Here is a 14,877-nt window from a genome sequence, read left to right as displayed (position 1 = left end):
GTGACACCCATACACGTCCGGATCCGGGACAACACGGCGATCCGGCCGGAGGGGGCGTCCCCACCGGCCGGACCACCGCGGGCCGTCAGGCCCAGAGTTGACCGTCGAGCGCGTCCTCGGCGTCCGCGAGCGTGCCGCCGTACGCGCCGGTGGACAGGTATTTCCAGCCGCCGTCGCAGACCACGAACGCCACGTCGGCACGGCGGCCGTCACGGACCGCCTCGTGCGCCACGGCCAGCGCGGCGTGCAGGATCGCGCCGGTGGAGAAGCCGGCGAAGATCCCCTCCACCTCGACGAGCTGCCGGGTGCGCAGCACGGCGTCCCGGGTGCCTACCGAGAAGCGCCGGGAGAGCACCCCGGCGTCGTACAGCTCGGGCACGTAGCCCTCGTCGATGTTGCGCAGGCCGTAGACCAGCTCGCCGTACCGCGGCTCGGCCGCCACGATCTGGATGTCGTCGACCTTCTCCCGCAGGAAGCGACCGGTGCCCATCAGCGTGCCGGTGGTGCCCAGCCCGGCCACGAAGTGGGTGATGCCCGGCAGGTCGTGCAGCAGCTCCGGCCCGGTCGTCTCGTAGTGCGCGCGGGCGTTCGCCTCGTTGCCGTACTGATAGAGCATCACCCAGTCCGGGTGCTCGGCGGCGATCTGCTTCGCGGTGGCGACGGCCTGGTTCGAGCCGCCGGCGGCCGGCGAGAAGATGATCTCCGCGCCGTACATCCGGAGCAGTTGCACCCGCTCGGTGGAGACGTTCTCCGGCATCACGCAGACCAACCGGTAGCCGCGCAGCTTCGCCACCATGGCCAACGAGATGCCGGTGTTGCCGCTCGTCGGCTCCAGGATGGTGTCACCGGGACGCAGCCGGCCGGCCTCCTCGGCCGCGCGGACCATGAACATCGCCGCGCGGTCCTTGATGCTCCCGGTCGGGTTCCGATCCTCCAGCTTCGCCCAGAGCCGCACCGGCGGCGCGCCGTCGGGCACCGTCGGGGAGAGCCGGGGCAGGCCGACGAGCGGCGTGCCCCCGCAGGCGTCGAGCAGGCTGTCGTACCGCGCCATGGCGGGCCTCCCCTAGCGGGTTACGGTGGCGCGCGCCGAGACCGCGTGCGACGCGATCGCCGCTGCCGCGGCGCTGTGCGAGGCGATCGCCGCTGCCGCGGCGAAGCCGAACGCGCCACCCGCCACGGCGGGCAGGATGGTCACGCTGTCGCCGTCGTTCAGCTTGGCGTCGAGCGCGCCGAGGAAGCGGACGTCCTCGTCGTTGACGTAGACGTTGACGAACCGGTGCAGCGCGCCGGCCTCGGTGACCAGGCGTCCGCGCAGGCCGGCGTGCCGGGAGTCCAGGTCGGTGAGCAGGTCGGCGAGCGTGTCGCCGGTGCCCTCGACGACCTTCGCGCCGCCGGTGTAGCTGCGCAGGATGGTGGGGATGCGAACCTCGATGGCCATGGTGTCTCGTACTCCTCGTTCAGGGTCGTGCCGGGTGACGGAAAGGGAAGGGCGTGCCGGTGCTGGGGTCAGCGGCCGGAACACTCGTAGTCGACCGTCGCCGGGCTCTGCCCGAACATGTAGGACTGGACGGCGTTCGGGTCCACAGCGGCGTCCACGATCTCGACCGGCTCCTCGGTGACCACGCCGTCGACGATCCGGAAGGAACGGATCTCCTCGGCGTCGGGCTCACGGGTCGAGACGAGCAGGTAGTGCGCGCCCGGCTCGCCGGCGAAGGAGACGTCCGTGCGGGACGGGTATGCCTCCGTCGCGGTGTGCGAGTGGTAGATCACGACCGGCTCCTCGTCGCGGTCGTCCATCTCGCGCCACACCCGCAGGTGCTCCATCGAGTCGAACTCGTAGAAGGTCATGGAACGGGCGGCGTTGTCCATCGGGATGTGCCGGGTCGGGGTGTCGCTGCCGACGGGACCGGCGACCACGCCGCACGCCTCGTCCGGATGGTCCCGACGCGCGTGCGCCACGATCGCGTCGATGATCGACCGGTCGATGCTCAGCACGCCGACCAGCCTAGCGCCTGGCGCTGGCGAGCGGCGAGGTGGCGACCGTCACCACTCAGTCGATGAGCGCGTTGAGCAGGGACTCCTGGAGATATCCGAGATAGGCGTAGACCGACAGTTGGAACACCCGGGACGAAGCCGGGTCGGTGGCGACCGCGTCGTCGAGCTCCTCACCCAGGTCGGTGCCGTCCTTGATCTCCAGCCGCACGCCCATCGCCAGCCGGGCGTCGTTGAGCGCCCGCAGCCACGCCTCCGCCGCCTCCGCGTCCAGCCGCACCTCACCGCCGTCGTCGCCGTCGGGGAGCGCGGCGAGGATCGCGCCGGCCTGGTCGATCTTCGCGGTCTTCAGGTCACCCTCGGTGTAGCGGCGGAACTCGGCGGTGCCGGCGTCGTCGTCCGGGTAGACCTCGGGGAAGAGCCGGCCGACCACCGGGTCGCCGTGGTCGAACCCGTCGGTGAGCAGGCCGACCACCTCGGAGGCGACCTTGCGCAGCACCCGCACCTCGTCGACGGCGAAACTGGCCACGTAGCGGTCGCCCCGGCGACGGAACATGCTCATGATCTCTCCACCGTCGCCCACAGTCCGTACGCGTGCAGTTGCGCCGCGTCGTGCTCCATCCGCTCCCGGGCCCCGCTGGAGACCACCGCCTTGCCCTTGTGGTGCACGTCCAGCATGAGCCGCTCCGCCTTCTCCCGGCTGTATCCGAAGAGCTTCTGGAACACCCAGGTCACGTACGTCATCAGGTTGACCGGATCGTCCCAGACGATCGTCACCCATGGCCGGTCGGAGACCGGCACCTCGTCGGTGTCCGGCGTCTCGACCGGCGCAACCTGTGGAGCCGCCATGCCCCCCATCGTGCCACCGGATCCGGGGATCCGATGAATCGGAACGGCGCGGCGGCCGGGATCGCCCGCCGGGACCGCGGACACGGGGTCGGGACCGGCGACGACGGCCCCCGGCTCAGGCGAGCAGGATGCCGTGGTCGACAGCATCGGCGAGCACCGCGCCAAGCGAGAGCCGGATCACCTCGAAGCGGCGGGACACCTCGCGGGACACGTCGAGTTCGACCTCCCGCAGGGCGCGCTGCGCCCAGGACCGGGCGACGTTCGGGTCGTCGTTGCCGGGTGCCCGCCAGTGCTGCCAGCAGCCGCCGTTGAGCGCCACGCCGATCGGCGGGAGCACCTCGTCGCGCTCCGCGCCGGGCAGGCCGGCAAGGGCGTCCAGGGCCCCGGCGCCGGACAGCGCGGCGACCCCGGCCGTGCTGGTGACCAGGAGTACCCGGTCCAGCTCCCGACCGTCCGGGTGGTCGGCCAGGCCCCCGCGCACGGCGTGGGTGATCCGGCGGCGTACGCCCTCGGCGAGCGGACCGCCGAAGGTGCGGGCGGCGGCGTCGTCGAGGATGCTCCGGACCGCCTCGTCGCACTGCGCGGTGGCGAGCATCGACAACGCCTCCAGCTCACGGTCGAGCAACTGCGGCAGCCCGGCGCAACCGACCCCGAAGACGATCTCCTGCACCACCCGCAGGTGGATGTTCGCCAGCTCCAGCGCGAGGTGCTGGCGGATCCGCTGGGCGCAGGAGCGGGTTTGGCGGTCCAGCCGGTCGCCCAGATCGGCCGGGTCGACGCCGGCCAGCACCGGCACCCGGCCGTGCGTGCCGGGCGGCTCCGGCGGGCGGGCGGCGGCCCGGCGCAGCCCCTCGTCCACGGCCCAGCCGACAAGCGCCCGGCGCAGGTGCGGCAGCCCCGCCGGGCGGGCCGGGAACCACTGGGCCGCCGCGAGCGCCGGCACCGCGGCCAGCAGCGCCGCGCGGTGGGCCGCGATGGAGACCACCACCGGGTCGAGCCGGCCGGCGGAACCGAGCCGGCCGGCGGAACCGAGCCGGACGGACGGCACGGACACCCCCGTACCCACCGCCGTCCCGCCGTCCGGCGCCGCCACCCCGCCGCTGACCCCGGGGGTGACGGCGAAGAACACCGTGACCCGGGCGTGCGCCACCTCGGCCAGCAGGTGCAGCTCGCCGGCGCTGAACGTCTGGTCGGCGGAGATCACGAAGAGCAACGCCCCGGCCCGGCCCACGGCGTCCCGCAGCACCCGGCCACCGGCCACGCCGAGGGCGGTGGTGTCCGGCGCGTCGAGCACCGCGAAGTGCCGCAGCAGCACCTCGGGCAGGCTGAGCTCGACCCGGCGCGGCGGCCGGGCCAGCGCGGGGCCGGCGGCGAGCGGGTCGGGGCTGTAGGCGTGCGGCTGGCGGTAGCCCGGCACGTACGCCGCCCGGGTGGCGACCGAAGCGTGGTTGACAAGCAGGTGGCTGCCGCTCGGCACGACCAGGGTCCCGGCCGGCGTGCCGAGCAGACCGGCGATCAGCTCACGCCGGCCCGCGCTGGCCGGGCCGGCCACGACGACGGCGAGCGGCTCGCCCGGCCCGGGTTCGGTCAGGCCGAGCCGGATGGGCAGCGGGACGCACCGCGGTGGGTCGGCGCGCCCGCCCGGATCGGGCACGTCGACCGCAGGGAGCGGACCCGGCTTCATCAGGCGGCCTCCCGGTGAGGCGACCGGGCCGGACCCGGTCGCGGGGATTTTCCCTGGCAGGGATGTCCGAAGCGTACGGGTGTCGCGCATCCGACACCGAACACATCTGCTACTCACGAATAACGGGCGAATTACTCAACTTCGCTGCGTGACCATCCGCGCACGACCGGATCATCATCGATATGCTGCGTCGATGAGCAGGTGGAAGTTCGTCGGCCGAACGGATGAACTCCACCGTCTGTTGTCGGCGATCGGCGGCCCGGACGGCCGAGGGCTGCTGTTCAGCGGCGACGCGGGGGTCGGCAAGAGTCGCCTGCTGCGGGAGGGGGTGGCCGCGCTCTCCCCCGAGCGGTACGCGATCTGGTCGGTCGCCGCCAGCGCCACCACGGCCGCCCTGCCCTTCGGCGGGCTGGTCCAGATGCTCCCCGCCGCCCAGCCGCAGGGCCTCTCCCCCGCCGGGATCCTGCGCTGGGGTGTGGACCTGCTCCAGGAGCAGGCCGCCGGCCGCCCGATCGTGCTGGCCATCGACGACGCGCACCTGCTCGACCCGCCCTCGGCGGCGCTCGTACACCTGATCGCCCGCGCGGAGAACGCCCGGGTGATCGGGACGCTGCGCAACGGCGAGCAGATCCCGCTGCCGATCCGCGCCCTGTGGACCGACGACCTGGCCGACCTGGTCGAGTTGGGTCCGCTCGACCGTGGCGAGACCACCGGGCTGCTCGCCGCGATCCTCGGTGGCCCGGTCGACGCCGGCTCCTCCGACCGGCTGTTCCGGCTCTCCGCCGGCAACCCGCTGCTGCTGCGCGAGCTGGTGCTGGCCGCCGACCACGAGCTCCGGCGCACGTACGGGATCTGGAAGTGGACCGGCCGGCTGGAGCTGGCGCCCAGCCTCACCGACCTGATCGACGCCCGGATCGGCCAGCTCACCCCCGGGGTCCGGGCGGTGGTGGAGCTGGTCGCCTTCGGCGAGCCGCTGGGGCTGCACCTGCTGGAGCAGGCGGTCGAGCCGACCGACGTGGAGGTGGCCGAGGAGCGCGGGCTCATCGCCATGGTCCGCGACGACAGGCGCCTCGACGTCCGCCTGGCCCACCCGCTCTACGGCGAGGTGATGCGCCGGCACTGCCCGGTCAGCCGCACCCGCCGGCTCCAGGCCACCCTGGCCGGGTTGCTGGAACAGGTCGGCAAGCGCCGTCGGGACGACCTGCTCCGGGTCGCGGTGTGGCGGCTCGACTCGGGTACGGCGCAGAACGTGGAGCTGCTGCTGGACGCGGCCGTGCAGGCGTTCGGCCGGTACGACGTGCCGCTTGCCACCCGGCTGGCCCGGGCCGCGCTGGAGGCCGGCGGCGGCACGGACGCGGCGGAGCTACTCGCCACCATCCTGATGTTCGGTGACCGGCCGGAGGAGGCGCTCCGGGTGCTCGACCAGGTCGCCGGGGAGATCCGCGACGACCGGCGGCGCAGCCGTTGGTTGACCGTCCGGGGCATGGTCAGCTACTGGGGGCTCAACCGCGAGTCCACGGTGGAGGAGATCGCCGCCCGCGGCGCGGAGCTGACCGACCCCGCGGACCGGGCCCGGGTGCGCGCCTTCGAGGCCATCATGCGGTTGCACCGGATGGACATCGACGTCGCGGTGCGGCTGGCCCAGGAGGTGCTGGACCGCCCGGCCGCCCCGATGGCCGCCCGGGAACTCGCCCGCTGCACCCTCGCCCACCTCCAGGCCGCCCAGGGGCGATACCACCGCAGCGCGACCGCGATCGCCCGGGTGCAGGCCGAGGCGGCGTGCTGGCGGTCCGACATGCCCTACCTCCAGCTCGCCATGGAGCTGGCCCGGGGCACCCGGCTGGCGCTCTCCGGCGACCTGGCCGGCATCGACGCGATCGTCGCCGACGAGTTCGCCGACCTGGCCGGCGCCGGCGACTTCCGGCTCGGCACCGGCTACCTGGCCATCCTCCAGGCGTACGCGGCGCGACTGCGCGGGCGCGGCGGAGACGCGCTCAAGACCAGCCTGGGCGCCTGCGCGGTGCTCGCCACCAGCCGGGTGTACGCCGGGCTGGCGCACGCCGAACGCGCCCAGGCCGCGGCGTTGTGCGGGGACGCGGAGCACGCGACCGAGGCGATGGCCGAGGCGGACCGGACGCACGCGCCCGGGATGGCCGTCCTCTACCCGTGGCTGGAACAGGCCCGGGGCGCGACGCAGGCGGCGGCCGGCGACCTGCCCGGCGCCACCAAGCACCTCTGCGCGCTTGCCGACCGGCTGCGCGAGGACGGCCTCTCCGGCCACGAGCTGCTCGTCCTGCTCGACCTGGTCCGGTTCGACCAGGCCGCCGCGCCGGTGGGGCCGACCTGCACCGACGGCGGCCGGCGCACGGTGGCGCAGCGCCTGGCCGAGCTTTCCGAGCAGGTCGACGGCGTGTTGCCGCCGCTTGTCGCCAGATACGGCCGGGCCGCGTCCCACGGCTCCCCGGACGACCTGCTCGCGGTGGCCGACGGCTTCGCCGACCGCGAGCTGGTCGTCTGGGCAGCCGAGGCGACCGCGATGGCGCTGCACCGGATGCGGGACGCCCGCGCCGGCGAGCCCGGGCCGGTCCGGGAACGCCTCGCCGACCTGCTGCGCCGCTGCGACGAGATCTCCACGCCGGCGCTGCGGCTGCTCCGCCCCGCGCTCAGCGACCGCGAGTGGGAGATCGCCCACCTCGCCGCCGCGGGGCTGACCAGCCGCGCCATCGCCGCCCGGCTCTATCTCTCCACCCGCACCGTGGAGAACCACCTGCAGCGCGTCTACAGCAAGCTCGGCGTCGCCCGACGCGGCGAGCTGCGGGCCGCGCTGCGCTCGATGCCGGGGCACGAGGGCACGGATCCGGCCTGAACTCTAGGCTGGGGTGGTGAGCACCCTTCGCCCCGCGCTGTTGACCGACCAGTACGAGCTGACCATGGTCAGCGCCGCGCTCTCCGACGGCACCGCCGACCGGCGCTGCGTCTTCGAGGTGTTCAGCCGGCGGCTCCCGGCCGGCCGCCGCTACGGGGTGGTCGCCGGCACCGGCCGGCTGATCGAGATGATCCGCGACTTCCGGTTCGACCCGGCCGAGATCGACTACCTCCGCCGCACCGGGGTGGTCGACGAGCGGGCCGCACAGTGGCTCGCCGACTACCGCTTCACCGGCGACGTCGACGGCTACGCCGAGGGCGAGCTGTTCTTCCCCGGCTCGCCGATCCTCACCGTGTCGGGCACGTTCGCCGAGTGCGTGGTGCTGGAGACGCTCGTGCTGTCGGTGCTCAACCACGACTGCGCGATCGCCGCGGCGGCGGCCCGGATGGTCACCGCCGCCCGGGGCCGCGCGCTCATCGAGATGGGGTCCCGCCGGGCGCACGAGGAGGCCGCGGTGGCCGCCGCGCGGTCGGCTTACCTCGCCGGGTTCCGGTTCACCTCCAACCTGGCCGCCGGGCAGCGCTACGGCATCCCGACCGCGGGCACCGCCGCGCACGCGTTCACCCTGCTGCACGACGACGAACGGGCGGCGTTCGCGTCCCAGGTAGCCACGCTGGGCAAGGACACCACGCTGCTCGTCGACACGTACGACATCGCCCAGGGCATCCGTAACGCGATCGCGGTGGCGGGTCCGGAGCTGCGGGCGGTCCGGATCGACTCCGGTGACCTCGCGGTGATCGCCCAGCAGTCCCGCGAGCTGCTCGACTCGCTCGGCGCCACCGAAACCAAGATCATCGTCTCGGGTGACCTGGACGAGTACGCGATCGCCGCACTCGCCGCCGAGCCGGTCGACATGTACGGCGCCGGCACCGCGGTGGTGACCGGCTCCGGCGCGCCCACCGCCGGGCTGGTCTACAAGCTGGTCGAGGTGGAGGGGCGGCCGGTGGTCAAGCGCTCCGAGCACAAGGCCACCATCGGCGGCCGGAAGGTGGCCGTCCGCCGGCACAAGCCGACCGGCACCGCCACCGAGGAGGTCGTCGTCCCGCAGGGGGTGCCCGACCGGCAGCCCAACGACCGGCTGCTCCAACACTCGTACGTGGTGTCCGGCGAACCGGTGCCGCTGCCCACCCTGGACGAGTCCCGGGAGCACCTGCGGCAGTGCCTGATCTCCATCCCGTGGGAGGGGCTCAAGCTCTCCGGCGGCGACCCCGCCGTGCCGCTGACCGTCGTACCCGCGACCTGAGGAAGGATCGACCAGATGGCTAACGCCCTGATCATCGTGGACGTGCAGAACGACTTCTGCGAGGGCGGCTCCCTCGCGGTCGGCGGCGGGGCCGGGGTGGCCGGCGACATCTCCCGGCTGCTCGCCGCCGACCCGGGCCGGTGGGACCACGTGGTCGCGACGAAGGACTACCACATCGACCCGGGCGCGCACTTCGGCGACCCGCCGGACTTCGTCGACTCGTGGCCCCGGCACTGCGTGGTCGGCACGTCCGGCTCCGAGTTCCACCCCGAGCTGGAGACCGGCCGGGTGGAGGCGGTCTTCCACAAGGGCGAGCACGCGGCGGCGTACTCGGGCTTCGAGGGGCACGCGCCCGACGGCGAGGGCCTGGCCGACTGGCTGCGCCGCCACGACGTGGACCGGGTCGACGTGGTCGGCATCGCCACCGACCACTGCGTCCGCGCGACCGCGCTGGACGCCGCGCGGGAGGGTTTCCGCACCACCGTGCTGCTGGACCTGACCGCCGCCGTCGCGCCGGAGACGCTCGACGTGGCGCTGCGCGCGCTCGACGGCGCCGGGGTGACCATGGTGGGTGAGCCTGTGATCAGGACCGCTTGACCGGGTAATCACTTGCCACTGTCGTACCCGACGCCCAGGATGGCGCGGGAGGTACGGCCGTCGTGAACATGAAGCCCTACCGGGAGGCGCTCGCCCTGCCCGGCCTGCGGTCGCTGCTGCTGGTGTCGGTGCTGGCCCGCATCCCGCTGACCGCGGTCGGGGTGACGCTCACCTTCTACGTGGTGCTCGACCTGGGGCGGGGCTACGGCGCCGCTGGCCTGGTCGGCGCCGCCGCGACCGTCGGCGCCGCGCTCGGCGCCCCGCTGCTGGGCCGGCTGGTCGACCGCCGGGGGCTGCGGCCGGTGCTGCTGCTCACCACGGTCGCCGAGGCCGTGTTCTGGGCTGCCGCACCCACCCTGTCCTACCCGGTGCTGCTGCCCACCGCGTTCCTGGCCGGGCTGCTCGCCCTGCCGGTCTTCTCGTTGGTCCGCCAGTCGATCGCCGCGCTGGTCCCGGTGGAGCAACGCCGTCCGGCGTACGCGCTGGACTCCATGTCGGTGGAGCTGTCGTTCATGGTCGGCCCGGCCCTCGCGGTGGCCCTGGCCACCGCCGTCACACCGCGCCTCACGCTCTGGGCGGTGGGTGCCGGGATCGTCGCCTCCGGCGTCTGCTTCTGGCTGCTGGATCCGCCGACCCGGGCGGCCGACGAGCCGGCCGGGCCGCAACGCCCGGTGCCCCGCCGGGAGTGGCTCACCCCGCGCCTGCTCGCCGTGCTGGCGGTCAGCCTGGCCGCCACCCTGGTGCTGGGCGGCACCGACGTGGCCGTGGTGGCGGTGCTCCGCGCCGGCGGTGAGGTCGGCTGGACCGGCGCGGTGCTGGCCGCCTGGGCGGTCGCCTCCCTGGTCGGCGGCTTCGCCTACGGCGCGGTCAGTCGCTCGGTCCCGCCGCTGGCGCTGATGGCGGCGCTCAGCCTCACCACGATCCCGGTGGGCCTGGGCGGGTCGCACTGGTGGCTGCTCTGCCTCGCGCTGATCCCGACCGGTGCACTCTGCGCACCCACCATCGCCTCCACCGCGGACGCGGTGAGCCGGCTGGTCCCGGCCGGCGTCCGGGGCATGGCCATGGGCCTGCACGGTTCCGCCGTCACCGTCGGCATCGCCCTGGGCGCGCCGCTCGCCGGCGCGGTGATCGACGCGTCCGCGCCGGCCTGGGGCTTCGCGGTGACCGGCGCGGTTGGCGTCCTGGTGGCCCTGGCGGTGCTGCCGGTCGAGCTGCGCCACCGCCGCGCCCGGTCCGCGGCGACCTCCGAACCCGACCTGGCGTCCGTCACCCCCTGAGCCGCTCCACCGACCGGCAGCATCCGCTGGTCACAGGTTCGACACGGTGTGCGGGGGTGGGGCCACGCTGGGTGGGGAGTGCGGGTGACGATGGGAGCGTTCCCAAGACGCCCCTTCGGGAGGAACTCGCCGTGCAGCGCATCGTGTCCCGCCTGGTCGCACTCGCCCTGGTCACGGCGTCGGCCGCCTGCGTCGAGGCCACACCGGCACCCGAGCCGACCGGGCTCGGCGTCGGCGTCGGCTGTCCCGCGTTGGCCGGCAGCGGCAGACAGGTGGTGTTCGGCGACGAGATCCAGGCCGAGCTGGGCGGTGTCCTCCTCGGCTCCGGCCCCACCGGCGTGGTGCTGGCGCACATGGCCGCGGGTGACGTGTGCCAGTGGCTGCCGTACGGGCGGGAGTTGGCCGACCGGGGCTACCGGGTGCTCGCCTTCGACTTCGCCGGTTCCGAGGGCTCGCGGGCGCACGGGGTGTCGCTGGCCCAGCAGGTCACCGCGGCAGCCGACGCGCTGCGGGCGGACGGTGCCAGCCGGGTCGTGTTGGCGGGCGGGTCGATGGGCGGCAGCGCGGTGCTGGCCGCCGCGCCGACCCTCGACCCCACGCCGGTCGCCGTCGTCGCGCTCTCCCCGCCCGCCGGCTACGGCGACGCCGACGCCCTCGCGGCCGTCCCGAAGATCACCTCGCCGGTCTTCTACGGGGTCGGGGAGTTGGAGACGAGCTTCGCGGAGTCGACCCGACGGCTCTACGACGCCACTCCGCCCACCACCGTCCGGCAACTCGTGCTGGCGCCCACCGCCGCGCACGGGGTGAACCTGGTCGTCCCGGAGGCGGGCGGCGACGTCGACCTACGCGACCGCCTGGCCCAGTTCCTCACCACCCACGCCCCACCTTCCTGACCGCGCGCGGTTGCCGCCGGGAAGTCGGGCGGGTACGGGTCGGCCACTTCTTCGATCTTGGACTTATGGCGCCAGGATATGCCGGTTTCGGGGTGGTATCGGAAGTGCCCCAAGTCCAAGATCTGCGACCGCCCGAGGTCCGACCGGAAACAGACGCCGCTGCTGCACCATGATCGACTCCACTTCGGCGAGGTGGCGGTATCCCCCACCGCTCGACCCCACCACCTCGGCGGAATGGAGTCGATCAAGCACTACCTCCCGCGGGGGAGAACGCGACGGGCGCCGCGACCCGGAAGGGGTGCGGCGCCCGTCGCGTCGTTCGGGGCGGAGCGGTGTCAGCGCTGGTCGCGGTTGCCCGCGGTGTCCTCCTGGTAGCTGGCGCCACCATTGACCTCGCTGCTCAGCGGCTTGGCACCGCCCTCGGGCGGGCCGGCCACGCTGTGCCCGGCGGCCAGCTCGGGGAACTTCAGGTCGAAGGCCGGCCGCTCGGAGCGGATCCGCGGCATCCGGTCGAAGTTGCGCAGCGGCGGCGGGCAGCTCGTGGCCCACTCGAGCGAGTTGCCGTGGCCCCAGGGGTCGTCGACCTCGACCACCGGGCCGGTCTTGTACGACTTCCAGCAGTTCCAGATGAACGGCAGGGTCGAGATGCCGGTGATGAACGCGCCGATGGTGGAGACCATGTTCAGCGTGGTGAAGCCGTCGTCGGCCTGGTAGTCGGCGTAGCGGCGGGGCATGCCCTCGGCGCCGAGCCAGTGCTGCACCAGGAACGTGGTGTGGAAGCCGATCATGGTCAGCCAGAAGTGGACCTTGCCGAGCCGCTCGTCGAGCATCCGGCCGGTCATCTTCGGGAACCAGAAGTAGATGCCGGCGAAGACGGCGAACACGATGGTGCCGAACAGCACGTAGTGGAAGTGCGCCACCACGAAGTAGGAGTCGTGCAGGTGGAAGTCGATCGGCGGGCTGGCCAGCAGCACCCCGGTCAGGCCACCGAAGAGGAAGGTCACCAGGAAGCCGATGGCGAACAGCATCGGCGTCTCGAAGGTGATCTGGCCCCGCCACATGGTGCCGATCCAGTTGAAGAACTTCATGCCGGTGGGCACGGCGATCAGGTAGCTCAGGAAGCTGAAGAACGGCAGCAGCACCTGGCCGGTGGCGAACATGTGGTGCGCCCAGACGCTCATCGACAGGGCGGCGATGGCGACGGTGGCGGCGACCAGGCCCTTGTAGCCGAAGATCGGCTTGCGGGAGAAGACCGGGATGATCTCGGTGATGATGCCGAAGAACGGCAGCGCGACGATGTAGACCTCGGGGTGCCCGAAGAACCAGAACAGGTGCTGCCACAGCATCGGCCCACCGGTGGCCGGGTCGTACACGTGCGCGCCGATGATCCGGTCCGCGGCGAGCGCGAACAGCGCGGCGGCCAGCAGCGGGAAGACCAGGATCGCCAGCAGGCTGGTGACGAGCATGTTCCAGGTGAAGATCGGCATCCGGAACATGGTCATGCCGGGGGCGCGCAGGGTCAGGATCGTGGTGATCAGGTTGACCGCGCCGAGGATGGTGCCCAGACCGGAGATGGCCAGGCCGACGACCCACATGTTGGCGCCGACGCCGGGCGAGTGCTCGGCGGTGCTCAGCGGCGTGTAGGCCGTCCAACCGAAGTCGGCCGCGCCACCGGGGCTGACGAAGCCGGCCACGGCCAGCGTGCCACCGAAGAGGTAGAGCCAGTAGGCGAACGCGTTGAGCCGGGGGAACGACACGTCGGGCGCGCCGATCTGGAGCGGCACCACGTAGTTCGCGAAGGCGAACACGATGGGCGTCGCGAAGAACAGCAGCATGATCGTGCCGTGCATGGTGAAGAGCTGGTTGTACTGCTCGGGCGACAGGAACTGCAGCCCCGGTCGCGCCAACTCGGCACGCATGATCAGGGCCATCAGGCCACCGATCATGAAGAACGCGAACGCGGTGACCATGTACATGATCCCGATCTGCTTCGCGTCCGTGGTGCGCAGCAGCCGCGCGATGGCCGACCCCTTGACCGGCTCGCGGACCGGCCAGGGCCGGGTCACGACCGGCTTGGGTGCGACGGTGGTCACGAGTGGCCTCCGGTTCTGGGTTGTCCCGCTCGGCGCGCTGGTCATCGGCGCAGCCGTCATCCGCAAGGAGGATAGTCCCCGGTAGGTGACCCCGCCGTCGGGGGTGGGCGGCTACGATCTCCGGTCTCCTACAGCGGGCCGGTGAGGAGCCGGTAGTGCTCCCCGAAGATCCGCCCGCCGCGTCCGCGCAGTAACGGGTCGCGCAGCGCCGGCGGCACGTCGCGGGTGCGGTTGCGGTCCCGGGTCCGGTCCCGCACCCAGCGGGTACGCGGCCGACGGCGACTCTCGTACGCGATCAGCGCGGCCTCGACGCTGCCGGCCGCCTTGAGCGACTCGGCGAGCACGACGGCGTCTTCCAACGCCATCGCCGCCCCCTGCGAGAGGGTCGGCGCGGTGGCGTGAGCGGCGTCACCGACGAGCAGCACCCGTCCGTGGAACCAGCGCCCCAGCTCGACCTCCTCGGTGCGCTCCGCGTGCACCGTCTCCAGCGCGGCGAGCACCTCGGGCACCGGCCCGCCGTAGCCGTCGAACAGCTCGTGCATCCGGGCCCGCGGGTCGGCCGGCACCGTGGCGCCGGCCTCGTCGGCATAGCAGTAGAGCCGGCCGGCGCCGAGCGGCACCGTCAGGAAGCCGGCCCGCTGGCCGAGCAGCGCGGTCCAGTCGGCGACCGGTGGGCCGCCGCGTACCACGGCGCGGTAGATCACCTGCCCGGCGGGACGGGGTGGCCCACCGAGGGCGGCCAGGGCGCGCACCGTGGAGCGCGGCCCGTCGGCGCCGACGACCAGGTCGTACTCCCCGCCGGTGCCGTCGGTGAAGCCGACCGCGACGCCGCCGGGCAGCGGTTCGACGGTGCTCACCTCGGCGCCGTGCCGGACGGCCCCGCCGGCGCCGGTGAGCAGCACCCGGTGCAGTTCGGCGCGGGGCAGGGCCCGGCATTCGCCCACCCCGGCCCAGAGCGCGTCGAGGTCCACCTCGCACAGCGGCGCTCCGTCGGCGTCGAGGAAGCGCTGCCGGTGGATCACCTGCCCGAGCGGTCGCAGCGGACCGTCCAGGTCGAGCCGGCGCATCGCGCGGGCCGCGTTGCCGGGAAGGTAGAGACCGGTGTCGACGCGTTCGGTGGGGGGCAGCCGCTCGGTGACGTCCGGTCGGAACCCCGCCAGGCGCAGCGCCCGGGCCACGGCGAGGCCCGCGATGCCGGCGCCGACGACGAGGATGCGCAGGGGAGAACCACCCATCGTGGGGTACGCCTCCGGAGGGGGGTCGGAACGCGTCGGAGGCAAGACACTACTCGCCGCAACCGGGCGGCGGAAGTGCCGGTCGGCC

At 73.4% G+C, this 14,877-nt stretch carries 13 protein-coding genes; 5 read left to right on the top strand and 8 right to left on the bottom strand.

The genetic code is table 11. The features are described 5' to 3' along the window. Positions 1-85: 85 nt before the first annotated feature. The 6 genes from O7613_RS01050 to O7613_RS01025 form a co-directional block, all read right to left on the bottom strand. Entirely contained in the window at positions 86-1,051 is a 966-nt protein-coding gene (locus tag O7613_RS01050; RefSeq protein ID WP_281584661.1) for a pyridoxal-phosphate dependent enzyme, read from the bottom strand. Between the two features lie 12 nt (positions 1,052-1,063). Then, positions 1,064-1,438, bottom strand: a complete 375-nt coding sequence (locus tag O7613_RS01045) for a MoaD/ThiS family protein (RefSeq protein WP_281584662.1) — start codon at positions 1,436-1,438, stop codon at positions 1,064-1,066. A 68-nt stretch (positions 1,439-1,506) separates the two neighbouring features. Beyond that, complete coding sequence (locus O7613_RS01040; protein WP_281584663.1) at positions 1,507-1,995, bottom strand: M67 family metallopeptidase; 489 nt, start codon at positions 1,993-1,995, stop codon at positions 1,507-1,509. Between the two features lie 55 nt (positions 1,996-2,050). Beyond that, positions 2,051-2,554, bottom strand: a complete 504-nt coding sequence (locus tag O7613_RS01035) for a DUF2017 domain-containing protein (RefSeq protein WP_281584664.1) — start codon at positions 2,552-2,554, stop codon at positions 2,051-2,053. Continuing rightward, a complete protein-coding gene (gene clpS / locus O7613_RS01030; protein WP_281584665.1) occupies positions 2,551-2,841 on the bottom strand; it encodes an ATP-dependent Clp protease adapter ClpS in 291 nt (96 codons plus the stop codon). The genes O7613_RS01035 and clpS overlap by 4 nt, the downstream gene beginning before the upstream one ends. A gap of 115 nt (positions 2,842-2,956) precedes the next feature. Further along, the gene (locus O7613_RS01025) at positions 2,957-4,525 is read right to left on the bottom strand and encodes a hypothetical protein (protein ID WP_282291508.1); all 1,569 of its coding nucleotides are present in this window, start codon (positions 4,523-4,525) and stop codon (positions 2,957-2,959) included. 193 nt (positions 4,526-4,718) lie between these two features. Here O7613_RS01025 and O7613_RS01020 point away from each other — a divergent pair, with 193 nt between their 5' ends. From O7613_RS01020 to O7613_RS01000, 5 genes are all read left to right on the top strand, one after another. After that, positions 4,719-7,391 carry a LuxR family transcriptional regulator gene (locus O7613_RS01020; protein ID WP_282291506.1) on the top strand — a complete coding sequence of 891 codons (2,673 nt, stop codon included), beginning with the start codon at positions 4,719-4,721 and terminating at the stop codon, positions 7,389-7,391. A gap of 16 nt (positions 7,392-7,407) precedes the next feature. Beyond that, entirely contained in the window at positions 7,408-8,694 is a 1,287-nt protein-coding gene (locus tag O7613_RS01015) for a nicotinate phosphoribosyltransferase (protein WP_282291504.1), read from the top strand. A gap of 15 nt (positions 8,695-8,709) precedes the next feature. Beyond that, complete coding sequence (locus O7613_RS01010; RefSeq protein WP_281584669.1) at positions 8,710-9,291, top strand: isochorismatase family protein; 582 nt, start codon at positions 8,710-8,712, stop codon at positions 9,289-9,291. 68 nt (positions 9,292-9,359) lie between these two features. Next, the gene (locus O7613_RS01005) at positions 9,360-10,568 is read left to right on the top strand and encodes an MFS transporter (protein ID WP_282294445.1); all 1,209 of its coding nucleotides are present in this window, start codon (positions 9,360-9,362) and stop codon (positions 10,566-10,568) included. A 131-nt stretch (positions 10,569-10,699) separates the two neighbouring features. Continuing rightward, positions 10,700-11,461, top strand: a complete 762-nt coding sequence (locus tag O7613_RS01000; RefSeq protein ID WP_282291501.1) for an alpha/beta hydrolase — start codon at positions 10,700-10,702, stop codon at positions 11,459-11,461. A 335-nt stretch (positions 11,462-11,796) separates the two neighbouring features. Here O7613_RS01000 and ctaD read toward each other — a convergent pair whose 3' ends face one another. Further along, positions 11,797-13,554: a cytochrome c oxidase subunit I gene (ctaD, locus tag O7613_RS00995; RefSeq protein WP_281584671.1), complete on the bottom strand. Its 1,758-nt coding sequence runs from the start codon at positions 13,552-13,554 to the stop codon at positions 11,797-11,799. A gap of 128 nt (positions 13,555-13,682) precedes the next feature. Beyond that, positions 13,683-14,789 carry an FAD-dependent monooxygenase gene (locus O7613_RS00990; protein WP_282291499.1) on the bottom strand — a complete coding sequence of 369 codons (1,107 nt, stop codon included), beginning with the start codon at positions 14,787-14,789 and terminating at the stop codon, positions 13,683-13,685. Positions 14,790-14,877 lie beyond the last annotated feature (88 nt).

Source organism: Micromonospora sp. WMMD975 (assembly GCF_029581215.1).
GTDB lineage: Bacteria > Actinomycetota > Actinomycetes > Mycobacteriales > Micromonosporaceae > Micromonospora.
Note: the sequence above shows the minus strand (reverse complement) of the source record. Positions and strands in the feature narration are given on the sequence as shown.